At 72.8% G+C, this 24,630-nt stretch carries 18 protein-coding genes; 12 read left to right on the plus strand and 6 right to left on the minus strand.

Going from position 1 to position 24,630, the window contains the following annotated elements:
- Nucleotides 1-2: 2 nt before the first annotated feature.
- Nucleotides 3-1,796 (minus strand): AMP-binding protein, encoded by a 1,794-nt coding sequence (locus tag DQ392_RS22355; RefSeq protein ID WP_114017478.1) that lies wholly within the window; start codon nucleotides 1,794-1,796, stop codon nucleotides 3-5.
- Between the two features lie 192 nt (nucleotides 1,797-1,988).
- On the opposite strand from DQ392_RS22355, the gene DQ392_RS22360 reads away from it, so the two are divergent.
- Both DQ392_RS22360 and DQ392_RS22365 read left to right on the plus strand, forming a co-directional pair.
- Nucleotides 1,989-3,350, plus strand: a complete 1,362-nt coding sequence (locus tag DQ392_RS22360) for an acyl-CoA dehydrogenase family protein (RefSeq protein WP_114017479.1) — start codon at nucleotides 1,989-1,991, stop codon at nucleotides 3,348-3,350.
- Nucleotides 3,347-3,844, plus strand: a complete 498-nt coding sequence (locus DQ392_RS22365; RefSeq protein ID WP_114017480.1) for a RidA family protein — start codon at nucleotides 3,347-3,349, stop codon at nucleotides 3,842-3,844. Before DQ392_RS22360 ends, DQ392_RS22365 begins: the two co-directional genes overlap by 4 nt.
- A 100-nt stretch (nucleotides 3,845-3,944) precedes the next feature.
- On the opposite strand, the gene DQ392_RS22370 is transcribed toward DQ392_RS22365, so the two are convergent.
- Nucleotides 3,945-4,529, minus strand: a complete 585-nt coding sequence (locus tag DQ392_RS22370; RefSeq protein ID WP_114017481.1) for a CGNR zinc finger domain-containing protein — start codon at nucleotides 4,527-4,529, stop codon at nucleotides 3,945-3,947.
- Nucleotides 4,530-4,685: 156 nt separating this feature from the next.
- Here DQ392_RS22370 and DQ392_RS22375 point away from each other — a divergent pair, with 156 nt between their 5' ends.
- The 4 genes from DQ392_RS22375 to DQ392_RS22390 all read left to right on the plus strand — a co-directional run bounded on the left by DQ392_RS22375 (nucleotide 4,686) and on the right by DQ392_RS22390 (nucleotide 9,765).
- Nucleotides 4,686-5,924: an MFS transporter gene (locus DQ392_RS22375; protein WP_114017482.1), complete on the plus strand. Its 1,239-nt coding sequence runs from the start codon at nucleotides 4,686-4,688 to the stop codon at nucleotides 5,922-5,924.
- A gap of 221 nt (nucleotides 5,925-6,145) precedes the next feature.
- Entirely contained in the window at nucleotides 6,146-7,330 is a 1,185-nt protein-coding gene (locus DQ392_RS22380) for an NAD(P)/FAD-dependent oxidoreductase (protein ID WP_114017483.1), read from the plus strand.
- Between the two features lie 442 nt (nucleotides 7,331-7,772).
- Nucleotides 7,773-8,693: a sugar phosphate isomerase/epimerase family protein gene (locus tag DQ392_RS22385; protein ID WP_114017484.1), complete on the plus strand. Its 921-nt coding sequence runs from the start codon at nucleotides 7,773-7,775 to the stop codon at nucleotides 8,691-8,693.
- Between the two features lies 1 nt (nucleotide 8,694).
- On the plus strand, nucleotides 8,695-9,765 hold the full coding sequence (locus tag DQ392_RS22390; RefSeq protein ID WP_114017485.1) for a Gfo/Idh/MocA family protein: 1,071 nt from the start codon (nucleotides 8,695-8,697) through the stop codon (nucleotides 9,763-9,765).
- Here DQ392_RS22390 and DQ392_RS22395 read toward each other — a convergent pair.
- Nucleotides 9,654-10,667: an MBL fold metallo-hydrolase gene (locus tag DQ392_RS22395; protein ID WP_114017486.1), complete on the minus strand. Its 1,014-nt coding sequence runs from the start codon at nucleotides 10,665-10,667 to the stop codon at nucleotides 9,654-9,656. The genes DQ392_RS22390 and DQ392_RS22395 overlap by 112 nt on opposite strands.
- A gap of 135 nt (nucleotides 10,668-10,802) precedes the next feature.
- Between DQ392_RS22395 and DQ392_RS22400 the strand changes: the two genes are divergently transcribed.
- From DQ392_RS22400 to DQ392_RS22415, 4 genes are all read left to right on the plus strand, one after another.
- Nucleotides 10,803-11,027: a hypothetical protein gene (locus tag DQ392_RS22400; RefSeq protein WP_114017487.1), complete on the plus strand. Its 225-nt coding sequence runs from the start codon at nucleotides 10,803-10,805 to the stop codon at nucleotides 11,025-11,027.
- Entirely contained in the window at nucleotides 11,014-12,426 is a 1,413-nt protein-coding gene (locus DQ392_RS22405) for an amidase (RefSeq protein ID WP_114017488.1), read from the plus strand. The genes DQ392_RS22400 and DQ392_RS22405 overlap by 14 nt, the downstream gene beginning before the upstream one ends.
- A 104-nt stretch (nucleotides 12,427-12,530) precedes the next feature.
- Nucleotides 12,531-13,094 carry a TetR/AcrR family transcriptional regulator gene (locus DQ392_RS22410; RefSeq protein ID WP_114017489.1) on the plus strand — a complete coding sequence of 188 codons (564 nt, stop codon included), beginning with the start codon at nucleotides 12,531-12,533 and terminating at the stop codon, nucleotides 13,092-13,094.
- 125 nt (nucleotides 13,095-13,219) lie between these two features.
- Nucleotides 13,220-14,035 (plus strand): SAM-dependent methyltransferase, encoded by an 816-nt coding sequence (locus DQ392_RS22415; protein WP_114017490.1) that lies wholly within the window; start codon nucleotides 13,220-13,222, stop codon nucleotides 14,033-14,035.
- An 87-nt stretch (nucleotides 14,036-14,122) separates the two neighbouring features.
- Here DQ392_RS22415 and DQ392_RS22420 read toward each other — a convergent pair whose 3' ends face one another.
- Entirely contained in the window at nucleotides 14,123-15,652 is a 1,530-nt protein-coding gene (locus DQ392_RS22420) for a helix-turn-helix domain-containing protein (RefSeq protein ID WP_114017491.1), read from the minus strand.
- A gap of 199 nt (nucleotides 15,653-15,851) precedes the next feature.
- On the opposite strand from DQ392_RS22420, the gene DQ392_RS22425 reads away from it, so the two are divergent.
- Nucleotides 15,852-16,310, plus strand: a complete 459-nt coding sequence (locus DQ392_RS22425) for a DNA-binding protein (RefSeq protein ID WP_114017492.1) — start codon at nucleotides 15,852-15,854, stop codon at nucleotides 16,308-16,310.
- A gap of 395 nt (nucleotides 16,311-16,705) precedes the next feature.
- Here the strand turns inward: DQ392_RS22425 and DQ392_RS22430 are convergent, their stop codons facing one another.
- Nucleotides 16,706-18,127 carry an APC family permease gene (locus DQ392_RS22430; RefSeq protein WP_114017493.1) on the minus strand — a complete coding sequence of 474 codons (1,422 nt, stop codon included), beginning with the start codon at nucleotides 18,125-18,127 and terminating at the stop codon, nucleotides 16,706-16,708.
- Between the two features lie 286 nt (nucleotides 18,128-18,413).
- On the opposite strand from DQ392_RS22430, the gene acnA reads away from it, so the two are divergent.
- Complete coding sequence (acnA, locus tag DQ392_RS22435; RefSeq protein ID WP_114017494.1) at nucleotides 18,414-21,134, plus strand: aconitate hydratase AcnA; 2,721 nt, start codon at nucleotides 18,414-18,416, stop codon at nucleotides 21,132-21,134.
- A gap of 85 nt (nucleotides 21,135-21,219) precedes the next feature.
- On the opposite strand, the gene DQ392_RS22440 is transcribed toward acnA, so the two are convergent.
- The gene (locus tag DQ392_RS22440) at nucleotides 21,220-24,615 is read right to left on the minus strand and encodes a GH92 family glycosyl hydrolase (RefSeq protein ID WP_114017495.1); all 3,396 of its coding nucleotides are present in this window, start codon (nucleotides 24,613-24,615) and stop codon (nucleotides 21,220-21,222) included.
- Nucleotides 24,616-24,630 lie beyond the last annotated feature (15 nt).

Consider the following 24,630-nt stretch of genomic DNA (forward strand, 5'->3'; position numbering starts at 1 on the left):
GGTCACTCTAGATCCGCGGCTGAGCCGCCCGGACCGGGCGCCTGGCCTGGCTCGTGCGGCGGCCGGGGCGCGCGGCGCACCCCGGGCGGCCCGTCTCCCGCGGAGCCCGTCGTGTGCTCGCGCAGCCGGAAGCGCTGGAGCTTGCCCGTGGGTGTGCGCGGAAGGCCCGCGGTGAACACGAATTCGCGAGGACATTTGTACGGGGCTCCCCGGGCCAGCGAGTGCTGCCGCAGCCGCTCGGCCGTCGCCTCGTCCGCCGGCACACCGGGCGCCAGGACCACGTGCGCCACCGCGATCTGCCCCCGCCGCGCGTCGGGGCGCCCCACCACGGCCGCCTCCCGCACGTCCGGATGGCCCAGCAGCACCTCCTCGACCTCGGGCCCCGCGATGTTGTACCCGGCCGAGATGATCATGTCGTCGGCGCGGGCGACGTAGCGGAAGTAGCCGTCCCGCTCCCGTACGTAGGTGTCACCCGTCAGGTTCCAGCCCTCTCGCACATAAGCGCGCTGCCGCTCGTCCGCCAGGTAGCGGCAGCCGACCGGCCCGCGCACGGCCAGCAGGCCCGGGGTGCCGTCCGGCACGGGCACCAGCGCGCCGTCCGGGCCCTCCGCGACGATCCGCGCCTCGAAACCGGGCACGGGGACGCCCGTGCACCCGGGCCGGATCGCCTCGTCCGCCGCCGAGAGGAAGATGTGCAGCATCTCCGTGGCGCCGATGCCGTCGATGATCCGCAGGCCCGTGCGGGCGTGCCACGCCTGCCAGGTGGCGGCGGGCAGATGCTCCCCGGCGGAGACACAGCGGCGCAGCGACGAGAGGGCGTGCGCCTCGCCCCGGTCGGGATCGGCCGGCCGCGCCAGCATGGCGCGGTAGGCGGTCGGTGCGGTGAACAGCACCGATATCCGGTGCTGTTCGACCATCTCCAGCGTCTGCGCGGCGCCCTTGAACTCCTCCAGCAGTGTCGAGGCGCCTACGCGCAGCGGAAAGATCACCAGACCACCGAGGCCGAAGGTGAAGCCCAGCGGCGGCGTCCCCGCGAAGACGTCGTCGGGGCGCGGGCGCAGCACCCGCGCGGCGAAGGTGTCGGCGACGGCCAGCACGTCGCGGTGAAAGTGCGCACAGCCCTTGGGGACGCCGGTGGTGCCGGAGGTGAAGGCGATCAGCGCCACGTCGTCGGCGGCCGTGGCCACCGCTTGGAACCGGTCGGGCTTGCCCGCGGCGAGCCGCAGCACGTCGGTGGCCTCCCCCGTGCCGAACAGCCACGTGCGCAGGCCGGGGGCCTCGGCTTTCGCCAGCTCGTCCGCCGACCGCGCGTCGCACAGTGCGTGCGAGACGCGGGCGAGGCGGCAGATGGTGGCCAGCTCCCGTGCCCGCTGCGCCGCGAGCACGGTGACGGCGACCGCCCCCGCCTTCATCACCGCCAGCCAGCAGGCGGCCAGATACGGGCTCGTCGGTCCGCGCAGCAGCACCCGGTTGCCGGGCACCACACCCATCTCGTCCCGCAGTACGTGCGCCAACCGGTCGACGAGCGCGCGCAGTTCACCGTAGATCCAGGTGCGGCGCGGGGATCTCTCGCCGGTGGGGGAGGGCACACCGCCGGCGTGGACGGCGGGGCGGTCGGACCCCAGCCGCGCGATGGTACGGTCCAGCAACTCCTCGCCGCAGTTGAGGCGGTCGGGGTAGTCGAGGGCGGGGTCGTCCAGCAGGAGGTCGGGCCACTGGCCGGGTGGTGGCAGGTGGTCCCGGGCGAAGGTGTCGACGTGGGCGGTGGCGACGGGCGTTGACGGAGTCGGACGCATGACCGATCTACCCCCTCGCGGGCGGCTCGGGAGGCGGCGGCGCCGACGCGGCACCGGCCGCGGGGCCGGTGGTGACGAGTGGCGTTGAGCGTAACGCGATGGTGACGGCAGTCAATGGTCCGCGATAGACAAGAGGGCGGGCGGCGCGGGGAGAAGGTCCCGCGCCGGGGCCCGACGCCGAGGGGAGCCGCCATGTCCACCACCGAGCCGCCGCCGGTCGGGGCCACGCCGTCCACGCGCCCGTCCCTGTCCGAGCCCCCGTCCGCTTCCGCCTTGCCGTCCGCCACCGCCGCCCCGCCACCGCCCGCTTCCCCCTCGGCGTTCGCGCTCAGCCGTGAACAGCGGGAGTGGAGCGCGCGGTTGCGCGCCCTCGGCAGCGAGCGGCTGCGCCCGCACGCCGAGTCCGGCGACCCCGGGCGCGTCAACCGGCCCCTGCTGCGCGAGCTGGGCGAACTGGGGCTGCTCGGCCACGCCGTCCCCGGCGCGCGGTCCGAAGAGCGCGTCAGCGCGCTCGACCTGTGCCTGCTGCGTGAGGCGCTGGCCTACTCCTGCCCGCAGGCGGAGACCGCGCTCGCTCTCCAGGGGCTCGGCGCGGGGCCCGTCGCCGACGTGGGCACCCCCGAGCAGCGCGCGCGCTGGCTGCCCGAGGTGGCGGCCGGGCGCGCGGTCGCGGCGTTCGCGCTGAGCGAGCCCGGTGCGGGCAGCGACGCGGCGGCGCTCGCCCTGCGCGCCGAGCCCGAGCCCGAGTCGGGGGCGGGGCCGGGAGGTGGCGGCGGTGGCGGCGGAGAACACGCTGCGAGGCGGTGGCGGTTGAGCGGACGCAAGACGTGGATCTCCAACGCCCCCGAGGCCGACTTCTACACCGTCTTCGCCCGCACGGGAGAGGGCCCGGGCTCGCGCGGGGTGAGCGCCTTCCTCGTCCCCGCCGACCGGCCGGGCCTGACGGGCGAACCTTTGGACATGCTCGCCCCGCACGCGCTGGGCACTCTCACCTTCGACGCCGTGCCCGTCACGGGCGCCGACCTGCTCGGCGCGCCGGGGCAGGGCTTCTCCGTGGCCATGCGCACCCTCAACCTCTTCCGCCCCAGCGTCGGCGCGTTCGCCGTCGGCATGGCGCAGGCCGCGCTGGACGCCTCCCTCCAGCACGCCGCCGAGCGGCCCGCCTTCGGCGGTGTCCTGCGTGACCTCCAGTCCGTCTCCCACCAGTTGGCGGAGATGGCGACCCGCACCGAGGCGGCACGGCTGCTGGTGTACGCCGCAGCCGGTGCGTACGACGCGAGCACCGGCACGGGCGCAGACGTCGCCAGGCGCGCGGCCATGGCCAAACTGATGGCGACGGAGACCGCCCAGTACGTGGTGGACACCGCCGTCCAGATCCACGGCGCGGCAGCGCTCCAGCGCGGCCACCTCCTCGAACACCTCTACCGGGAGGTGCGCGCACCCCGCATCTACGAGGGGGCCAGCGAGGTGCAGCGTTCGCTGATCGCCAAGGAGCTGTACAGGACACGCCCGCCGCGCACCGGCCGGCCGCACACGAAGGAGTCGCCCACATGAGCGGCAGCCAGGAGACCACGACCGGCAGCCACGAGTTCCCGACCGGCGCCCGGGAGTCCGTGGACGACAGCCACGAGAGCGCCGTTCCCCGGACGGCGGTGACCCGCGTCAATCCGGCGGAACTCTCCCCGCCTCGGGGCTTCTCCCACGCGGTGACGGCCCGCGCCGGCACCCGGCTGGTCTTCCTCGCGGGCCAGACGGCCCTGGACGGGGAAGGCCGGGTCGCCGCCACCGCGTTCCCCGACCAGTTCAGGATCGCCCTCACCAACCTGCTGGCCGCTCTGGACGCGTGCGGGGGTGAGCCGGCCGACCTGGCGCGTGTCACCGTCTACACCACCGACGTGGCCGCCTACCGTCACCACGCCGCACACCTGGGCCGGATCTGGCACGAGCTGGCCGGGCGCGACTACCCGGCGATGGCCGTCATCGGGGCGGTACGGCTGTGGGACGAGGACGCCGCCATCGAACTCGACGGCATCGCCGTGCTGCCCTGACCCGCACCGCGACGGCCCGCCACCCCGCTGTCCGTACACCGTCGCGGTGTGCGGCTTTCCGTGCACCGTCACACCGTCATGTGCGGCTTTCCGTGTGCCGTCACGGTCGCGCACGGCGCCGCCGGTGGGCCGCCACGCGGGTGCGGGTCGCGCACGTACGGGAGCAGTAGCGGCGCGGGGCCCCGGGGCCGCCGCCGAGGAAGAGCCTGCGGCAGCCGGAAGCCGCGCACTCTCCCCACGCGATGCCGCCCTGCTCGCTCACCATCCTGGCCAGCGCGAGCGCAGCCGACGCGGTGAACCACTCGGCCCAGCTCGCCTCGTCGTCCCGGTCGACGTGCAGGTGCCAGGCGTGACCGTCGTGCCGGCTCAGCCGCGGCCTGGCACCGCAGCGCGCCAGCAGGGAGTTGAGCGCGGTCGCCGCGCGGTCGGTGTCGGTCTCGGTGAGGACGCGGTCGGTCAGCTGAGAGACGGCGCGGCGCAGGGCTGTCGCCTCGCGAGTGGTGAGGCTCGCCAGATCGCGCTCCGTCTCGCCGTGCCGGGCGAGCACGGCGGCCAGCACGTCCCGGGGCGCCTCGGGCTCGTCCCGGACCGCGTTCGCCAGATCGATCAGCCGCTCGCCCGGCCGGAACCCACCCGCGAGCCCGCCGCTCCCGTGCACACTCGTGCTGTCGCTCATGTAACGCATTATAGGTGTGAGGCGTTACGTTGGTGCCCGTCCAGGCATGAGCCCGCGCACGCGTGGTCCCGCCCAGGCATGGGCCCGCGCAGGCGCGTGGTCCCGTCCGGACATGGGTCCGTGCAGGCGGCAGCTCGCGCAGGAGTGAGCCCGTGAGGAGGAGCGGTGAAGGCGTATCTGGCGACGGCCTTCCTGGCGCGGCTCGCGGACGAAGGCGTCGCCGTCGCACTCGCCCTCCTCGCGCTCGAACGCACCGGCAGCCCCGCACTGGGCGCCTACGTCCTCACCGCGTGGCTGGCACCGCACGCGGTGGCCGCTCCGGTGGCGGGCGCTCTGGCCGAACGGGCGCGCAGGCCCCGGCTCTTCCACGGCGGCGCGCTCGCCGTCTTCGGCGCGGCCATCGCCGTACTGGGCCTGACGGTGGGGCGTGCGCCGGTGTGGCTCCCCGTGGCCGCCGCGGTGCTCGGCGGCTGCGCCGGCCCCGTCGTCACCGGGGGGCTCTCCAGCCTCCTGGTCTCGCTCGTGCCCGAGGGCCGCGCCCTTTCCCGCGCCTACGCGCTCGACGCCGCGAGCTACAACGCCGCCGCCGTCACCGCCCCCGCTGCCGTGAGCACCACCGTCGCCGTCTCCTCCGCCGGGCCGGGCACCGCTGTGCTGGTCGCCTCCGCCGGCTGCGCGACCCTGCTGGCCGCCACCACGCTGCCGCGCCCCGCACGGTCACCCGGAGCGGACGCGGGCCCCGCGCGCCCGGCCGGTGCACTGCGCGTCCGGCTCACCGCCGGGGTGCGCGCCTGCTGGTCGGTTCCGCCGCTGCGTGCGCTCACCGTGGCGACCTGCGTCGCCTTCCTCGGAATCGGCGGGCTGCCCGTCGCGGCCGTACTGCTCGCGGGGGACGCCGGGAACGCCGCGGATTCCGGAACAAGCGGCCAGGCCGGCGGGGGCGGCGGTGTCCTGATGACCGCGTTCGCGGTGGGCGGGCTGGTGGGCTCGCTGGGCCTGGCCAGGTGGCGCCGTGCGCCCGAGGCCGGACGGCTCGCCCTGGGCAGCCTGTGCGCGACCGCGCTCGCGCTGGCGGGTGCCGCCCTGGCCCCCGCCTTTCCGCTGACCGTCGCGCTGTTCGCCCTGGCGGGGCTGGGCGACGGGCCGCTGTTGACGGCCACCTTGCGGCTGCGCGCGGAGCACGCTCCCGACGGCGCACGCACCCAGGTCTTCACCCTGGGCGCCGGTCTGAAGCTGACGAGCGCGGCGGCGGGCTCCGCCCTCGTCGGCCTCCTCGCCCACCTGCCGCCCGCGACCCTCGTGCTGGGCGTCGCCGCGTCGCAACTCGCCGCCGCCGCTGTGCTGCGCGCACTCGACCGGTCACTGCCCCGCGTCGGGGGACGGTCCGGCCACGAGGCGCCTTGAGGGCCGTCCGACGGGCCGACGAGGAACGAGGGCCTCGCCCCGCGCGGTCGCGTCCTCCTCGGCCGAGCGGTGAGGTTCCCCGCACAGAGGGGCGTTGACGGGCGTTCGGGCAGGGTGGTGAGCTGGGCCCGACCAGGGCCGGGCGCGGGGCCGAGCAGGGCCGGGCACGGACCTGAGCAGGCTGGGCGTGGGGCCGAGCGGGGCCGAGCGGAGGAGGCGGCGTGCGGATCGTCGTTGTCGGAGCGGGGATCGTCGGTGCGGCCGCCGCCTACGAACTGGCGCGCGCGGGCGTCGAGACCGTACTGGTGGACGCGGCGCACGAGGGACGCGCCACGTCGGCGGGTGCCGGCATCATCTGCCCGTGGTCGGGGCGCGTGGCGGAGCCGCTCGCCGTGGCCGGTGCCGGGTACTACCCCGACCTGCTCGAAGCCCTCGCCGAGGACGGGCAGGACGACGTCGGCTACCGCCGGGTCGGCGCGCTCGTCCTGCTGCCCGCGGACGGGAGCGAGGCGGCACAGGTGCGCGAGAGGGTGTCAGCGCGTGCCGCGGCGGACCCGCACGCGGGCGAGGTCCGCGTGGTGGGCGCGTCCGACGCCCACCGGATGTTCCCCGCGCTCGCACCCGCACAGACCCACGGTGACCGGCCCGGGGGCCACGCCCTGGGAGCCGCCCGTCACCGCCACGCCTTCGCAAAAGACGTTCTGCACCTCTCCGGCGCGGCGCGGCTCGACGGCCGTCGGCTGCGGAGCGCGCTGGTCTCGGCGGCCGAGCGGCACGGGCTGCGCGTCGTCGGCGGTACCGCCCGCGTCGAGGCCCGCGGCGCCCGGGTGCGGGGGGTGCGGGTGGACGGCGAGGTGCTGGAGGCCGACACGGTGGTGGCGGCGGCGGGCTCCTGGTCGCCCGCGCTCCTGGAACCTTTCGGCGTGCGCGTGCCCGTCGTGCCGCAGCGGGGCCAGATCGTCCATCTGGGGCTCTCCGGCACCGACACCGCGCACTGGCCCGTCGTCCTGCCCGGCACCGGGCACTACCTGCTGACCTTCGACGACTCGCGTGTCGTCGTCGGCGCCACCCGGGAGAGCGGCACCGGCTTCGACCACCGTGTCACCGCTGCGGGCCTCGCGGAGGTGCTCGAAGCGGCAATGGCCGTGGCGCCGGGGCTCGCCAGGGCCACCCACCTGGAGACCCGGGTGGGCTTCCGCCCCACGACCCCGGACGGGCAGCCGGTGGTGGGCACGGTTTCCGGTACCCCGGGCGCCCCCGAACTGGTGGTCGCCAACGGGCTGGGCTCCGGAGGTCTGACGGCGGGACCGTTCGCGGGCGCTGTCGCCGCCCGGCTGGCGCTCGGTCGTGAACCGGGCATCGACACGGGGCCGTACGACCCGCTGCGGTTCGCCTCGTCGGCCTGAGGGGAGGCGGCAACCGCGGCGGCCACCGCGGCGCCGGCCGGGTACGACCCGGCTCCGGCCCGCAGCGGAACCGCCCGCCCCCGAGGCTCACTTGACTCCGCCCGACCGGACCCCGCTCGCCGCGCCGCAGGCTCCGCGCCGGCCGGCCCCTCTGCCCTGCCCCGCCCGCGCACCGACATGCTTGCCCTGCCCGGGCACCGACAGGTGCGCGCCGCCCGCTGTTTGCGGCTACTCCGAACTGGGGGGACGCCCTGTCCCGGCTGCTCTCCGGCCGCCCCTGTGACCGTTTCCGTCACCGCACGTGCTTTCGAGAAAGTCCTTAAGTCCTTATGTCAGGACGAAGCCTTGACAGCGCTCGCCGCGGCGCCGCAGGCTGAGCCGACGACATCGTCGACGCCGCGACTGCCCGGTCACCGCGGACCGGGGGGAGGAGACCCCAGCCATGTCCGCACCGCGTACGGGCGCCCCCGTTCTCGACCGGCTCCGCGTCGGGTCGGCGCCCGACTCCTGGGGCGTCTGGTTCCCCGAGGACGAACAGCAGGTCCACTGGCGGCGTTTCCTGGACGAGGTCGCCGAGGCCGGGTACGAGTGGATCGAACTGGGGCCTTACGGCTATCTGCCGACGGATCCGGACGTCCTGCGGGAGGAGACCGCCCGGCGCGGCCTGCGGGTCTCGGCCGGCACGGTCTTCACCTCGCTGCACCACGGCCCGGCCGTCTGGGACGCCACCTGGGCGCACGTCGCGCAGGTGGCCGCGCTGGCCCGCGCGATGGACGCCACCCACCTCGTCGTCATCCCCTCCTTCTGGCGGGACGACAAGACCGCGCGGGAGCTGGAGCCGCGCGAGCTGACCGTCGAGCAGTGGCGCCACCAGGCCACCGGCATGGAACGGCTGGCCCGGCAGGTCCGCGAGGAGTACGGCCTCGACATCGTCGTCCACCCGCATGCCGACACCCACATCGACACCGAGGAGAACGTCACCCGGCTCCTGGACGCCACCGACCCCGACCTGGTCCGGCTCTGCCTGGACACCGGCCACTACGCCTACTGCGGCGGCGACAGCGTCAAGCTCATCAGGACCTACGGGGAGCGCATCGGCTATCTGCACCTCAAGCAGGTCGACCCGCGGATCCTGGAAGACGTCCACGCCAACGGCACGCCCTTCGGACCGGCCGTGCGGCAGGGCGTGATGTGCGAGCCACCGCGCGGTGTGCCCGAACTGCCGCCCGTGCTGCACGCGGCGCAGGAGCTGGGGGTCGACCTGTTCGCGATCGTCGAGCAGGACATGTACCCCTGCCCTGCGGACCAGCCCTTCCCCATCGCCGACCGCACGCGCCGCTTCCTGCGCTCCTGCGGAGCCTGACATGAAGCTCGGCCTCATCGGAACCGGACGCGTCGGGGCCTTCCACGCGGCGACTCTCAGGTCCCTCGCGGGCGTCGGCCGGGTCACGGTCGCCGACGTGGACGCGGGACGCGCGCGGGCGCTGGCCGCCTCGCTGGAGGTGGAGGCCGCGGACAGCCTGGAGGAGCTGTACGCCGAGGGGCCCGACGGTGTGGTGATCACGGCAGCCACGAGCGCCCACGCGACGCTGCTCCACCAGGCCCTCGACCACGGCGTGCCGGTGTTCTGCGAGAAGCCCGTCGCCCCGGACGTGCCGGGCACCGTCGCCGTCGTCGAGCGGGCCGCGTCCGGCGCCGTCCCCGTACAGATCGGCTTCCAGCGCCGCTTCGACGCCGGCTACCTGGCCGCCCGGCAGGCGCTGCGGACGGGCGAGCTGGGCTGGGTGCACACCCTGCGGGCCTGCACCAGCGACATGGCGCCGCCGCCCGCCTCCTACGTCCCCACCTCCGGCGGTCTCTTCCGGGACTGCGGCATCCACGACTTCGACATCCTGCGCTGGGTCACGGGGCGCGAGGTGGTGTCCGTCTTCGCTGCGGGTGCCAACAAGGGGGAGGACTTCTTCGCCGCGGCCGACGACGTGGACACCTGCGCGGCGCTGCTCCGCTTCGACGACGAGACCCTCGCCACCGTCACCGCCACCCGCTACAACGGCGCGGGATACGACGTCCGCCTGGAGGTGTGCGGCTCGCGGGACACCCGGATCGTCGGCCTGGACGACCGCGCCCCGCTGCCCACGGCAGAGCCGGCACACAGCGTGCCGAACGCGGTGGTGCCGGGCCCGGCAGGGGAGCGTGGCACCCCCTACGCCACGTTCCTGGAGCGTTTCCACGACGCCTACGTCGCCGAACTGGCCGCCTTCGTGGACGTCGCCGCCGGGCGCGCCGCCAACCCGTGCCCGGCCGCCGAAGCCCTCGAGGCCCTCTACGTCGCCGAAGCCTGTGACACCTCCCGCCGCACAGGGCTTCCGGTGGCCGTGTCCGACGTCCGCTCGCGCCGTGCCCCGGGCGCCGGGGCGAGGGGCTCCAGCCGGTAGGTGTCACCGTGCGCCCGCACGCGGCCGCCGGTGGGCGGGGGGAAGTGGGTGCCCAGGAGGAGGCCGCCCGAGGCCGCTGACGCGGCGAGCAGGGAACGGCGTGTGGCCTCGGCCTGCCGCGGGTCGATGTCGACGCGGCTGCCGAGGTCCGGGTGCGCGAACTGCACGGGGTGGTGGACGGCGTCCCCGGTGATCAGCGCCGTCTCGCCGCGGCTGCTCACCTCCACGGCCACGTGTCCGGGTGTGTGTCCCGGCGCGGGCAGCAGGCGGATCCCGGGGGCGACTTCGGTGCCTTCCGCGGGGACGTCGACGAGGTCGAGGAGCCCCGCCTGCTCGACCGGGTGCACTGAGTCGCGGAACATCTGCCGCCGCGGCTCGTCCATGGCGTATCCGGCCCAGAACTCCCGCTCGGCGCGGTAGACCAGATAGCGGGCGTGGGGGAAGGTGGGGGTCCAGCTGCCGTCTTCCCGTGCCCGGGTGTTCCAGCCGACGTGGTCGGTGTGCAGGTGGGTGAGGACGACCAGGTCCACCGAGTCGGGGGCGAAGCCGGCGCCGGCGAGGCGTTGCGGGTAGTCGGTGCGCAGGTCGTGCCACGCGGGGTTGGCGCGCTGCTTGCCGTTGCCGATGCCGGTGTCGACGAGAACGCGGAGGCCGCCCGCGGTGAGCGCGAAGCTGTGGCTGTCCAGGTGCAGGACGCCCGCGTCGTCGGCGAAGTCGGGGTGCAGCCATCCGTGCCGGGTGACGACGTCCGCGGTGGCGTCCGGCAGCAGCCAGGGCCCGGTGGCAGAAGGCAGTGACACCTCGTCGATCCGGTGGACGGTGACGTCACCGACGCTCCACGCGGGAGCGGTGGGCGGGGTGCCGGCGCTGTCGGCCGGTGGGGTGAGCGCGTCGGTGGCCATGGTGGGGTTCCCCTTCTCCCGTGAGTGTTCTCCCTCAAACGCAAAACCTTTGCGTTTATTCACCGTACGCTCTACAGTCCTCTAATGCAAAGTATTCGCTTTAAGGGTTGTCCGAGGGACAGGGAAGGGGCCTCCATGCCCACCGACGCGCTCACCCCCCAGGAGGCGGCCCGCTGGGCCGACCGCTCCGGGCTGCCGCTCGACGCGGACCGCCACGCCGAGGTCGCGGCCACCGCCCAGTACATCCACTCCGTCGTCTCGGTCCTCCACGAGATCGACTTCGCCGACACGCCTCCCGCACCCACCTACCGCGTGCCGGAAGACGTGCGAGGAGGGCAGCGGCACTGTGCGCGCGCATGAACTCTCCCTGGCCGCCGCCGCGGAGGCCATACGGACGCGGCGGCTCTCCCCGGTCGAACTGACCGAGGCGGTGCTCGACCGCCTCGACCGTACGGAACCACTGGTCGGCGCCTACGCCACGGTCACGGCCGAACGGGCGCTGGGCATCGCGCACGAGGCCGAGCGGGAGATCGCCGCCGGCCGCCTGCGGGGACCGCTGCACGGGGTGCCCATGGGCGTGAAGGACCTGATCGACGTGGCCGGCGTGCCCACCGAGGCCGGCTCGCGGGTACGGACCGGACACCGTGCGGAGTCCGACAGCGCGGTCGCCGCACGTCTGGCGGCGGCCGGCGCCGTCCTCGTCGGCAAGACCCACACCCACGAGTTCGCCTACGGGCTGACCACGCCCCAGACCCGCAACGCCTGGAACCGGGGCCGTGTCGCCGGCGGATCCAGCGGCGGCTCCGCCGTCGCCGTGGCTGCGGGTTCCGCGACCTTCGCCCTGGGCACGGACACCGGCGGATCGATCCGGGTGCCGGCCGCGCTCAACGGCGTCGTCGGGCTCAAGCCCACCTACGGGCTCGTGCCCCGCACCGGGGTGACGTCGCTGTCCTGGTCACTGGACCACGTCGGCCCCGTCACCCGCACCGTGGAGGACGCGGGCCTGGTACTGGCGGCCCTGACAGGCCCCGACGCGGGCGACCCCGCCTCCCTGCCCGCCCTTCCCGACCCCGGTACGAACCCGCAGCATCCGACCGGCCGCTCGAACCCGCCGGACCTTACGGGGCTGCGCGTAGGAGTGGCGCGCGACTACTACTTCGACCGCGTCGACGGGCAGGTGGAGGCGGCTGTCCGACGCGCGCTCGCCCACCTGGAGGCTCTGGGTGCGCGGCTCGTCGAGGTCGACACCCCCATGGCGCGCTACGTCCAGGCGGCGCAGTGGGGCCTGATGGTCCCGGAGGCCACCGCCTACCACGAACGCACCCTGCGCGCCGCGCCCGACCTGTACGGCGCCGACGTCCGCGTCCTCCTCGAAGCGGGCGCGCTGATGGGCGCCGGTGACTACCTGCGCGCCCAGCGGGCCCGGACGCTGATGCGGCAGGCATGGGAGCAGCTGCTGGAGGAGGTGGACCTGGTCGCGGCGCCGACCGTCCCGACGACCGCGACCCCCGTCGACGAGGAGGCCGTCACCTGGCCGGACGGCACCACCGAGGCCGTCTCCGACGCCTACGTGCGCCTGTGCGCCCCCGCCAACCTCACCGGGATGCCGGCGCTCACGCTCCCCGTGGGGCACGCCGCGGACGGCCTGCCGGTCGGCATGCAGCTCATCGGGCGGCCGCTCGGTGAGCCGCTCCTCCTGCGGACGGGCCACGCCTACGAGGCGACCCGGCCCGCGCACGAGCTCGCCAGGGCGGCATGAGACGGCGTGCCACGACCGGCGCCCCGCTCCGCCGCCGCTCGCTCGCGGTGCGGGGCGGCCCCCGGATCCGCTAGAAGCAAGGATTTTGCATTAAGGTGGGGGTCATGAGCCGTCGACCGATGGTGCGCCCCGGTGGACGCAGCGCCCGGGTGCAGGAAGCCGTGCACACCGCCGTCCGCGAACTGGTGGCGGAGGTGGGCCGGGACGCGCTGACCGTGCCTCAGGTCGCCACGCGCGCCGGAGTCACCCCCTCGACGGTCTACCGCCGCTGGGGCGACCTGAAGGAACTGCTCTCGGACGTGGCGGTCGAACGGCTGCGCCCTGAGACGCCGCCGGACGACCTGGGAAACCTGTCAGCCGACCTGACGGCCTGGGCGGAGGAGTTCCTCGACGAGATGTCCTCCCCGCCGGGCCGCGCCTACATCAGGGACGCGCTGCTCGGCGACCCGGACGGCGGCAACGGCGGCCAGTGTTCGGCCTACGCGGCCGAACAGATCGACGTCGTCCTCACCCGCGCGGCCGGCCGCGGCGAGCCGGCCCCCGACGTCGAGACGGTCATCGACCGCGTCGTCGCCCCCATGATGTACCGCATCCTCTTCCGCCCCGACGGGCTCACCCCAACCTACGCCCACCGGCTGGTGACCGGACTGCTCGCCGCGGGGGCGTAGGCCCCGCGCCCAGGACCGACGCCGCGCCGCTGCCCGCAGCCAACACGGCCGCCCCACCCTTGGGTTCGCCTCTCACGGGCCGGGCGTAGGCTCCCGTGACAGTGGGACGACGAAGGGACAGCGGAGTGAGTGAGCACAACAGCCCGTCGAGTGGCGTCGGCGAACGGGCGACCACGGTGGCCCACAACGCCAGGGTGTGGAACTACTGGCTCGGCGGCAAGAACTACTACCCCGTCGACAAGGAGATCGGCGACCACGTGCTGAGCATGTTCCCCACCATCGTCGAAGCGGCCCGCGCCGACCGTGCGTTCCTCCGCCGCGCCGTCACCCACCTGACCGAGACGGCGGGGATCCGGCAGTTCCTCGACATCGGGACCGGGCTGCCCACCGTCGACAACACGCACGAGGTCGCCCAGCGCATCGCGCCCGAGTCACGGATCGTGTACGTCGACAACGACCCCACCGTCCTCGTGCACGCCCGCGCCCTGCTCACCGGCTCTCCAGAGGGCGCCACCGACTACATCGACGCGGACGCGCACGAGCCGGAGGCGATTGTGCAAGGTGCCGCCCGCACCCTGGACTTCGACCGTCCGGTGGCCGTGATGATGCTCGGCATACTCAACTTCGTCCTGGACACGGACACGGCGAAGGGCATCGTGCGGCGGATCATGGACGCCGTGCCCTCCGGCAGCTACCTCGTCCTCACCCACCCCACCCTGGAGATCGGTGGCGAGGGCGGCGCCGCGATGATGCGGTTCTGGAACGAGAACGCGAAGCCGCCGATCACCGGCCGCGACAGCGCCCAGATCGCGGACTTCTTCGAAGGTCTTCAGATGCTGGAGCCGGGCATCGTGCCCTGCTCGCAGTGGCGGCCCGAACAGCCGGCGGACGTGAGCGAACGGGAGGTCGCCGAGTTCGGCGTGGTCGGCCGCAAACCGTGACCGGACGGGCCGCGGCCCGCGGCGCCCCTTTCCGACCCCGCGTGCGTGCGGGCCGGAAAGGGGCGCCGTACCACGGCGCGCCGCCCCTCAGATGTCCCTGAACGTCTCGATCTGTGCGCCCACCTCGTTGAGGCGCTCCGCCAGGTCCTCGTAGCCGCGGTTGATGACGTACACGTTCCGCAAGACCGAGGTGCCCTCCGCCGCCATCATGGCCAGCAGGACGACGACGGCCGGGCGCAGCGCGGGCGGGCACATCATCTCGGAGGCGCGCCAGCGCGTGGGCCCCTCGACCAGGACCCGGTGCGGGTCGAGCAACTGGAGCCTGCCGCCGAGCCGGTTGAGGTCGGTCAGGTAGATGGCCCGGTTGTCGTAGACCCAGTCGTGGATGAGGGTCTGGCCCTGGGCCGAGGCGGCGATGGCGGCGAAGAAGGGGACGTTGTCGATGTTGAGGCCGGGGAACGGCATGGGGTGGATCTTGTCGATGGGCGCCTCCAGCTTGGAGGGCCGCACCGTCAGGTCCGTCAGCCTCGTACGCCCGTTGTCGGCCGCGTACTCGGCGCTGCGGTCGAAGTCGAGGCCCATCTCCTCCAGGACCGCGAGTTCGATCTCCATGAACTCGGCGGGCACGCGCCGCACCGTCAGCTCCGACTCGGTGACGATGGCGGCGGCCACCAGGCTCATGGCCTCGACCGGGTCCTCGGACGGCGAGTAGTCCACGTCCGTGTCGATGACCGGGACGCCGTGCACCGTCAGCGTGGTGGAGCCGATGCCGTCCACGCGCACGCCGAGCTGCTCCAGGAAGAAGCACAGGTCCTGGACCATGTAGTTGGACGAGGCGTTGCGGATGACCGTGACGCCTTCGTGCCGGGCGGCGGCCAGCAGCGCGTTCTCGGTGACGGTGTCCCCGCGCTCGGTCAGCACGATCGGCCGCTTGGGCGCGACCCCGGCTTCCACGTCGGCGTGGTAGATGCCTTCGGTGGCGGTGACCGCGAGTCCGAAGTGGCGCAGCGCGCTCATGTGCGGCTCGACCGTACGGGTGCCCAGGTCGCAGCCGCCCGCGTAGGGGATGCGGAAGTGGTCCATCCGGTGCAGCAGCGGGCCGAGGAACATGATGATGCTCCGCGTGCGCCGCGCGGCTTCCTGGTCGATCGAGTCGAGATCCAGCTCGGCGGGCGGCACGATTTCCAGGTCGGCGCCGCCGTTGATCCACCGGCACCGCACTCCGATGGAGGAGAGGACCTCCAGGATGCGGTAGACCTCCTCGATCCGGGCGACTCGACGCAGCACCGTGCGACCGGAGTTGAGCAGCGAACCGCACAACAGCGCCACGCACGCGTTCTTGCTGGTCTTGACGTCGATGCTGCCGGACAGGCGGCGCCCGCCCACCACGCGCAGATGCATCGGGCCCGAGTACCCCAGCGAGACGATCTCGCTGTCCAGCGCCTCGGAGATCCGGGCGATCATCTCAAGGCTGATGTTCTGGTTGCCGCGCTCGATGCGGTTCACCGCGCTCTGGCTGGTGCCGAGCGCTTCGGCCAGTTGAGACTGCGTCATACCGCGGTGCTGGCGGGCATCGCGGATCAACTGGCCGATACGGGCGAGGTAGTCGTCGGTCATGCGAAGAGACTATCTCAGATGTGAGATAGCGGCTCACTCGGGGGGTCGTGGCGCGTCGAAGAGGCGAAGAACCGCCCGAATGCCACGGCCGGCTTGCGTCCCGGCCCCGGCGGGTCGCCAGGATGCCGGATGTGACGTGTAAACAAAATGTTCACAACCGAAAGTTGACAACGCATGTCCGGCGACGGATGCTGTCCCCATGACATCCGTCGACGAACCACAGCCCGTGGACCAGGACCCCTTCACGCCCCCGCACCCCGACCAGGCCAGGGCCCGGCGCGCACACGCCGCGCTCTTCCGTATCGCCGAGCGGCACGCGGCGACCGAGGCGCAGCGGGCCCGGCAGGTCCACCCCGCGATGCCGGGCGCGCACGAGGCCGTGCGCCTGGTCGCCTTCCTGCTCAGCGGGGCCGCGAGCGCCCAGGAGGGCGAACCGGCGGTGGACGAGGCGGACATCACCGCGGCGCTCACTCTCGTGCCCCGGGTGCGCGGAGAGCTGGACGAACTGGAGGAGGGGCTGGTGCGGATGGCGCGCGGGCGGGACATGACGTGGCCGCAGATCGCCTTCGGCCTCGGCCTGGGCACCCCGCAGGCCGCCCGCCAGCGCTATGAACGGCTCGCCGAACGGACGCGCTCGGGCGAGCCCGAGGACGCGTAGGCCCGTCCCCGGGCGGGCGGCGGAAGCGTCCGGCCGCTGTCCCTTCAGGCGGGGGCCGCCCGGCCGGACGGGCGGACGTCGGCCCCCGCCCACTGTCCGGACCACCGGTCTGACGGCCGGCGGCCAGGGCCAGGGCCAGGGGCCGGGTTACCGGTACGTCGGCCACCGGCCCGTCTGCCACCAGTCCTTCAGCCCGGCGCCCGTCACCGGCTCCTCGGCCGCTGCCCGGCCGGGGGCGACCCCGCACTCGTGGCGGAAGCTGGGGCCCGCCAACGCCCGGGGCGGGGTCCCGCCCAACGTCCGGGTGGGGACGGCGCCAGGGAGGGGTCCAGTCCAACTTCCGGGGGCCTGGGCGCCGGTCCGACGCCCGGGCCCGCCCGGCGGTGGCCGGCCGGTCAGCGACCGGCCGCGTCCTCGCCGCGCACCCTCAGCACCAGCTTGTTGACCGCCCACAGCGCGACGCCGATCAGTACCAGGACTCCCGCCCTGATGTAGACGCCGGCCTCGCGGTCGGCCAGCGGGCTGGCGAGGATCAGCGCGGTGACGGCCCCCAGTACGGGCACCGCTGTGGGTGCCCGGAAGTGGTGTTGCTCCACCCGGTCGCGGCGCAGCACCAGGACGGCCACGTTGACGACGGCGAAGACGCACAGCAGCAGGAACGACGTGGTGTCGCCCAGCCCCGCGATCTCACCCGTGGACACCAGGCCGATCGCCAGCAGCGTCACGAAGACGATGCCGACGATGGGGGTGCGGCGCCCGGGCAGTACCCGGCCCATGGCGCGGGGCAGGATGCGCTCGTTCGCCATGCCGTAGCACAGCCGTGAGGCCATCATGATGTTGATCAGCGCCGAGTTGGAGACGGCGAACAGCGCGATCACGGCGAACAGCTCGTGGGGGAAGTCGACACCACCCGCCTTGACCACTTCCAGCAGCGGGCCGCTCGACTTCTCCAGCGTGCTCGTCGGGACGAGCAGCGAGGAGACCAGCGCGACGAGGACGTAGACGGTGCCGGTGACCGCGACGCCGAGGAAGATGCCGCGCGGGAAGGTGCGCTGCGGGTTCACGGTCTCCTCCGCCATGTTGACCGAGTCCTCGAACCCGACGAACGCGAAGAAGCCGAGCGCGGTGGCGCCGAGGACGCCGGAGAAGAGGGCGTAGCCGGTGCCGCCGGTCTCCAAATCGCCCAGCCGTGAGGGGTCGCCGTCCCCGGAGAGGGCCGCGTAGAGGCCGATGCCGAGGATGATGGCCAGCCCGGTGATCTCCACCAGGGTGAGGACGACGTTCGCCTTCACCGACTCCGAGACGCCGCGCAGGTTGAGTGCCGCCAGGGCGAGCACGAACAGGATCGCCATCAGTGTCGCGGGCAGGGCGCCGTTCGTCAGCTCGTCCAGGTAGTCGCCGCTGAAGGCCAGCGCCGCCGCGCTCGCGGAGGACAGCCCCGAGCACATCACCATGAAGGCGACGATGAAGGTCAGGAAGGGCACCTTGAACGCGCGCTGCGTGTAGAGCGCGGCGCCGGCCGCCTTCGGATACTTGCCGACCAGTTCCACGTACGAGGCGGCCGTCAGCAGTGCGACGACGAAGCCGATCGCGAACGGCAGCCACAGCGCGCCGCCGACCTTCCCGGCGACCTTGCCCGTCGTGGCGTAGATCCCGGTGCCCAGGATGTCGCCGATCACGAACAGGATCAGCAGCTTCGGCCCGATGGCCCGCTTCAGTGCGGGCTCCTCCGGCCGGCCGGGTCCGCGCGGCGCGGGGGCCGCTGGGTCTGTGGAGGACACGGCACCACTGTGCGGCAGAGGGCGGCGCGGGTCCATGGGTCGGACAGGGATCGGCGCGCCGCCGCGGCGGGCGTGTCGGCGAGGTCGTCTCGGGGCACCCGGTGGTGGCCCCGCATGTGCGTCCGGGGGCAGGCATGACCGGCGCGCGCTCGTGTACTAGAGTTATCTCGACATCGAGATAACTGGCGACGGCAAACGTCGCGGTCGCTGTCGCGAGGCGGCACGGGTGGACGGTGAGTCAAGTAAGGCTTACCTAACTTCGTGACCCGCTCACCATAGCGCACCGGCGGCCGATGCACACAAGGCACTGAAGGAGACTGTCGTGTCGGCGAACAGCTTCGACGCCCGCAGCACGCTGCAGGTGGGCGACGAGTCGTACGAAATCTTCAAGCTGGACAAAGTGGACGGCTCCGCCCGGCTGCCCTACAGCCTGAAGGTCCTGCTGGAGAACCTGCTCCGCACCGAGGACGGCGCCAACATCACCGCCGACCACATCCGCGCGCTCGGCAACTGGGACCCGAACGCGCAGCCGAGCCAGGAGATCCAGTTCACCCCGGCCCGCGTCATCATGCAGGACTTCACCGGCGTGCCCTGCGTCGTGGACCTGGCCACCATGCGCGAGGCCGTCAAGGAGCTCGGCGGCGACGCCGACCGCATCAACCCGCTGGCCCCGGCCGAGCTGGTCATCGACCACTCCGTCATCGCCGACACCTTCGGCACCTCCGACGCCTTCAAGAAGAACGTCGAGCTGGAGTACGGCCGCAACCGCGAGCGCTACCAGTTCCTGCGCTGGGGCCAGGGCGCCTTCGACGAGTTCAAGGTCGTCCCGCCCGGCACCGGCATCGTCCACCAGGTCAACATCGAGCACCTGGCCCGCACCGTCATGGTCCGGAACGGCCAGGCCTACCCCGACACCCTGGTCGGCACCGACTCGCACACCACCATGGTCAACGGCCTCGGCGTCCTGGGCTGGGGCGTCGGCGGCATCGAGGCCGAGGCCGCGATGCTGGGCCAGCCCGTCTCGATGCTCATCCCGCGCGTCGTCGGCTTCAAGCTCACCGGCGAGCTGCCCACCGGCACCACCGCCACCGACCTGGTGCTCACCATCACCGAGATGCTGCGCCACCACGGTGTCGTCGGCAAGTTCGTCGAGTTCTACGGCGAGGGCGTCGCCTCGGTGCCGCTGGCCAACCGCGCCACGATCGGCAACATGTCGCCGGAGTTCGGCTCCACCGCGGCGATCTTCCCGGTCGACGAGGAGACCATCAACTACCTCAAGCTGACCGGCCGCAGCGCCGAGCAGCTCGCCCTGGTCGAGGCCTACGCCAAGGAACAGGGCCTGTGGCACGACGCGTCCCGCGAGCCGGAGTTCAGCGAGTACCTGGAGCTGGACCTGGCCACGGTCGTCCCCTCGATCGCCGGTCCGAAGCGCCCGCAGGACCGCATCGCGCTCGCCGACGCCGCGCACCAGTTCGGCCTCGACGTGGTCAACTACGTCTCCGAGACCGACACCGACGAGGCGGGCAAGGAGTCCTTCCCCGCCTCCGACGCGCCGGCCGTCTCCAACGGCGTGCCCAGCAAGCCGGTCCAGGTCACCGGCCCCGACGGCGTCACCTACGATCTGGACCACGGCGCCGTCGCCGTCGCGGCCATCACCTCCTGCACCAACACCTCCAACCCCTACGTCATGGTCGGCGCCGCGCTGCTGGCCAAGAAGGCGGTGGAAAAGGGCCTGACCCGCAAGCCCTGGGTCAAGACCACCCTGGCCCCAGGATCCCAGGTCGTCATGGACTACTACGACCGCGCGGGCCTGACCCCCTACCTGGACAAGCTCGGCTTCAACCTCGTCGGCTACGGCTGCACCACCTGCATCGGCAACTCCGGACCGCTGCCCGACGAGGTCTCCCAGGCCGTCAACGACAACGACCTGGCCGTCGTCTCCGTCCTGTCCGGCAACCGCAACTTCGAGGGCCGGATCAACCCCGACGTCAAGATGAACTACCTGGCCTCCCCGCCGCTCGTGGTCGCCTACGCGCTGGCCGGCTCCATGAAGGTGGACATCACCAAGGACGCGCTGGGCACCGACCAGGACGGCAACCCGGTGTACCTGGAGGACCTGTGGCCCTCCGAGCAGGAGGTCGAGCAGGTCGTCGCCTCCGCCATCGGCCAGGAGATGTTCACCAAGGACTACGCCGACGTCTTCGCCGGCGACGCCCAGTGGCAGGCCCTCCCGGTCCCCACGGGGAACACCTTCGAGTGGGACACCGAGTCCACCTACGTGCGCAAGCCCCCCTACTTCGAGGGCATGGGCATGGAGCCGGCCCCGGTCACCGACATCTCCGGCGCCCGCGTCCTGGCCAAGCTGGGCGACTCGGTCACCACCGACCACATCTCCCCGGCCGGTGCGATCAAGGCCGACACCCCTGCCGGCCAGTACCTCACCGAGCACGGCGTGACCCGCCGCGACTTCAACAGCTACGGCTCGCGGCGCGGCAACCACGAAGTGATGATCCGCGGCACCTTCGCCAACATCCGCCTGCGCAACCAGATCGCGCCGGGCACCGAGGGCGGCTTCACCCGGGACTTCACCCAGGAGGGCGCCCCGGTCTCCTACATCTACGACGCCTCCCAGAACTACCAGGCGCAGGGCACCCCGCTGGTCATCCTCGCGGGCAAGGAGTACGGCTCCGGATCCTCCCGCGACTGGGCGGCCAAGGGCACCGCGCTGCTCGGCGTCCGCGCCGTCATCGCCGAGTCCTACGAGCGCATCCACCGCTCGAACCTCATCGGCATGGGCGTCCTGCCGCTCCAGTTCCCCGAGGGCAGCTCGGCCCTCGACCTCGGCCTGAGCGGCGAGGAGACCTTCACCCTCACCGGCATCACCGCCCTCAACGACGGCGAGATCCCGGCCACAGTCAAGGTCACCACCGACACGGGCGTCGAGTTCGACGCGACCGTCCGCATCGACACCCCCGGTGAGGCGGACTACTACCGCAACGGCGGCATCCTCCAGTACGTCCTCCGCTCCCTGATCCGCGACTGACGTCCCCCGGACGCCGCACGCGAGCACGACGGGCCGCACCCGCGAGGGTGCGGCCCGTCCGTTGGTGGTGCGGGTCAAGGAGCGGTCAGTGGCCGAGGAGTTCGAGTTCCGCGAGGCGTGAGCCCGGCTCGGTGGGTACCAGGCGGTAGCTCGTCCAGCGACCCGCGTGGGGCAGGGAGAAGACGCGGGTCTGTTTGTCCCAGCGGAAGGTCTCGCCCGCGCGCCGGTCCACCGTGTGCCAGCTCTTGCCCCCGTTGCGGGAGCCCTCCAGTTTCCAGCCGGACGGTGCGTCGGCGTGGTCGTCGGAGGTGAGGGTGTAGGACGTGACGCGGGCGCCCTTCTCCACGGTCACCGGCGCGCCCTCGGCCTCGGCGGCCGTGTCGGAGGTGTCGTCGGTCAGCGGGGAGTTCCCGGGCTCGCTCACATCACCCTGCGGGGAGGGCACCTTGCCGTCCTTGGTGAGGGAGGTCGGTGCCTGGCCGGGTCCCGCACCCCACCGGGACGGCTTCGCACCCATGTCGAACTCCAGGGTGCCGCCCTTGGCCAGCAGCTTGTGCGGCAGCGCCGTGGAGCGCCACTTCTTGCCGTTGACCTTCAGGCCCTGCACGTAGACGTTCTTCGCGCTGTTCTCCGGCGCCTTGACCACCAGGTCCCGGCCGTTTTCCAGGTGCACGGTCGCCTTGGTGAACAGGGGCGAGCCGACGGCGTATTCGGGCGAGCCCATCACCAGGGGGTAGAAGCCCAGTGCGCTGAAGACGTACCAGGCGGACATCTCGCCGTTGTCCTCGTCGCCCGGGTAGCCCTGGCCGATCTCGCTGCCGACGTAGAGCCGGGAGAGGACCTCGCGGACCTTCTCCTGGGTCTTCCAGGGCTGCCCGGCCGCGTCGTACAGGTAGGCGATGTGGTGGGCGGGCTGGTTGCTGTGCCCGTACATGCCCATGCGGACGTCGCGGGCCTCGGTCATCTCGTGGATGACGCCGCCGTAGCTGCCTGCGTACTTCTCCTCGCCCGTCTCGGGGGTGGCGAAGTAGGTGTCCAGTTTCTTGGCGAGGCCGCCGCGGCCGCCGTAGAGGTTGGCGAGGCCGCGGGTGTCCTGGGGTGCGGTGAAGGCGAAGTTCCAGCCGTTGGTCTCGGTGTAGTCGTGGCCCCATACGCGCGGGTCGTACGCGTCGGGGGACAGCCGCCGGGTGCCGTCGGCGTTCCGGCCCTGGAAGAAGTCGATCTTGTCGTCGAAGAGGTGGACGTAGTCGCGGGCCCGCTGGGAGAAGTAGGCGGACTCCTCCTTGTACCGCTTCTCACCGGTCTTCTTGTAGAGGGCCTTGCCCATCTGGGCGACGCCGAAGTCGTTGAGGTAGCCCTCCAGCGCCCAGGACATGCCTTCCTTGGTCTCGGTGCTGGTGTAGCCGAGGAAGGGGGAGGTGTTCATGCCCTTGCGGCCCACGCCGGGTTCCGGTGGGGCGACGGTGGCGTTCTTGAGGGCCGCCTCGTAGGCGGCCTCCGCGTCGAAGTCGACGCCTTTGAGGTACGCGTCGGCGAAGGCGACGTCGGAGGAGGTGCCGGTCATCAGGTCGGCGTAGCCGGGCGAGGACCACCGGGAGACCCAGCCGCCGTCCTTGTACTGCTGCACGAACCCGTCCACCATCTTCCCCGCCGCCTTGGGGGTGAGGAAGGAGTAGGCGGGCCAGGTGGTGCGGTAGGTGTCCCAGAAGCCGTTGTTGACGTAGACCTCTCCGTCGACGATCTTCGAGCCGGTCTCTGTGGGGGTGTCCGGTTTCTCGGCGGGGGAGAAGGGGCTGGCGTACCGGGCCTTGGAGCCGACCTTCTCGTGGCCGGCGTTGGGGTAGAGGTAGAGCCGGTAGAGGTTGGAGTAGAGGGTGGTGAGCTGGTCGGGGGTGGCGCCCTCGACCTCGATGACGTCGAGCAGGTCGTCCCACTTCTTCTGCGCCCGGTCCCGCACCTGTGCGAAGGAGCGCGCACGCGGGATCTCGCTGCGCAGGTTGGCCTCGGCCTGTTCGACGCTGATGAGCGAGGTGGCTATGCGCATCGTCACGGTGCGGTCGGAGCCCGGTGCGAAGCGCAGATAGCCCGCCGCGTCCTTGCTGCCGCCGCCGGACAGCTCGCCCCCGTCGGTGACGGGCGCGTCGAACTCGGCGTGGACGAACATCCGCGTCGCGCCCGTGGACAGTCCGCTCTTGACGTCGGACCAGCCGCTGACGACTCCCCGTTCGGGGTCGAGCGTGAGCCCGGCGTTGTCGTCGACGTTGTCGAAGATCAGGCTGGCGTCGCGCTTGGGGAAGGTGAAGCGCATCATGGCCGCGTGGTCGGTCGGGGTGACCTCAGCGCGCAGCTTGTTCTCGAAGGTGACGCCGTAGTAGTGCGGCCGTGCGGTCTCGTTGGCGTGCCGGAAGGGCAGGGCGCGTGCCTCGCGGTCGGCGTCGGGGGTGCCCTTCGCCGTCGAGGGCATCACCTGGAACGTCTGCCGGTCGCCCATCCACGGGCTGGGCTCGTGGCTGGCGCTGAACGCCTGGAGGGAGGGCAGGTTGTCGGCGTTGTTCTGCTGCGCGTACGTGTACAGCCAGTCCTTGGCGCCCGCGTCGGTCACCGGCGTCCAGAAGTTGAAGCCGTGGGGGACGGCGGTGGCGGGGAAGTTGTTGCCGCGCGAGAACGAGCCGCTGGAGTTGGTGCCGCGGGTGGTGGTGACGTGGTCGGAGAGGTGGGCCGAAGGCCGGGTGGCCGCGGCCGGCTCGCGGGGGGCGATCCGCACGTCGTCGAGCCAGCCGCTGAAGGGCCGTGCGCCGTCCTGCGGGCCGGTGGACGCGTCGTAGCCGAGCAGTACCCGGTCGACGGTCTTGCCTTCGGCGACGCGGCCGATGCGGGCCTCGGTGTTGTTCCACTGGTTGACGTACAGCGTCTTGGAGGCGCCCTGGGCGGCCGGGGTCAGCCGGTTGCCGTGCTGGTCGGCCGCGCGCAGTTCGCTCAGGTAGGTGCCGTCGGTGAAGGCGAGGTCGACGGCCACGTTCGTCGCGGCGTAACTGCGGTCGCCCTCGGGCATCTCGGGGAACAGCCGGTAGGAGAGCACCGTGTCCCGGGTGACGGTGATGTCGACGTCGAAGACCTTGTTGGTGGCGTGGCCGCGCCCCGCTCCGGAGTGCTCGCCGGCGAAGCGCAGCGCGCGGGTGCCGGTGAAGCCCGCGCCCGTCTTCGCGGTGGGGGACTTCTCGGGGCCCGTGCCGGTGCGTGTGGCGAGCCCGGGTTTTCCTTCGTGGGTGACGTGGTCGGCGCGTGGGGTGCCGTCGGGGCCGGTCTCGACGGTGCCGTTCCAGTCGGGGGCCGGGGTGTCGGGCTCGAAGGAGGAGGCGAACCGTGTGGGGTGCGCTCCGGAGCCGGGGTCGGGGCGGGCGACGGCGCTGGTGGCCTCGAGCGTGGAGGTGGCGACCAGGGCGAGGACGAGCGCGACGGCGGATCGTCGCACGGCCGTCATGCGGGGCGCGGCGCG

The organism is Streptomyces reniochalinae (assembly GCF_003323735.1).
Classification (GTDB): domain Bacteria; phylum Actinomycetota; class Actinomycetes; order Streptomycetales; family Streptomycetaceae; genus Streptomyces; species Streptomyces reniochalinae.

Bases quoted from the DNA above. Each gene is read 5' to 3' on its own strand.
- DQ392_RS22355 (WP_114017478.1), bottom strand. From the start codon at position 1,796: ATGCGTCCGACTCCGTCAACGCCCGTCGCCACCGCCCACGTCGACACC.
- DQ392_RS22360 (WP_114017479.1), top strand. From the start codon at position 1,989: ATGTCCACCACCGAGCCGCCGCCGGTCGGGGCCACGCCGTCCACGCGC.
- DQ392_RS22365 (WP_114017480.1), top strand. From the start codon at position 3,347: ATGAGCGGCAGCCAGGAGACCACGACCGGCAGCCACGAGTTCCCGACC.
- DQ392_RS22370 (WP_114017481.1), bottom strand. From the start codon at position 4,529: ATGCGTTACATGAGCGACAGCACGAGTGTGCACGGGAGCGGCGGGCTC.
- DQ392_RS22385 (WP_114017484.1), top strand. From the start codon at position 7,773: ATGTCCGCACCGCGTACGGGCGCCCCCGTTCTCGACCGGCTCCGCGTC.
- DQ392_RS22390 (WP_114017485.1), top strand. From the start codon at position 8,695: ATGAAGCTCGGCCTCATCGGAACCGGACGCGTCGGGGCCTTCCACGCG.
- DQ392_RS22395 (WP_114017486.1), bottom strand. From the start codon at position 10,667: ATGGCCACCGACGCGCTCACCCCACCGGCCGACAGCGCCGGCACCCCG.
- DQ392_RS22400 (WP_114017487.1), top strand. From the start codon at position 10,803: ATGCCCACCGACGCGCTCACCCCCCAGGAGGCGGCCCGCTGGGCCGAC.
- DQ392_RS22410 (WP_114017489.1), top strand. From the start codon at position 12,531: ATGAGCCGTCGACCGATGGTGCGCCCCGGTGGACGCAGCGCCCGGGTG.
- DQ392_RS22420 (WP_114017491.1), bottom strand. From the start codon at position 15,652: ATGACCGACGACTACCTCGCCCGTATCGGCCAGTTGATCCGCGATGCC.
- DQ392_RS22425 (WP_114017492.1), top strand. From the start codon at position 15,852: ATGACATCCGTCGACGAACCACAGCCCGTGGACCAGGACCCCTTCACG.
- DQ392_RS22430 (WP_114017493.1), bottom strand. From the start codon at position 18,127: ATGGACCCGCGCCGCCCTCTGCCGCACAGTGGTGCCGTGTCCTCCACA.
- DQ392_RS22440 (WP_114017495.1), bottom strand. From the start codon at position 24,615: ATGACGGCCGTGCGACGATCCGCCGTCGCGCTCGTCCTCGCCCTGGTC.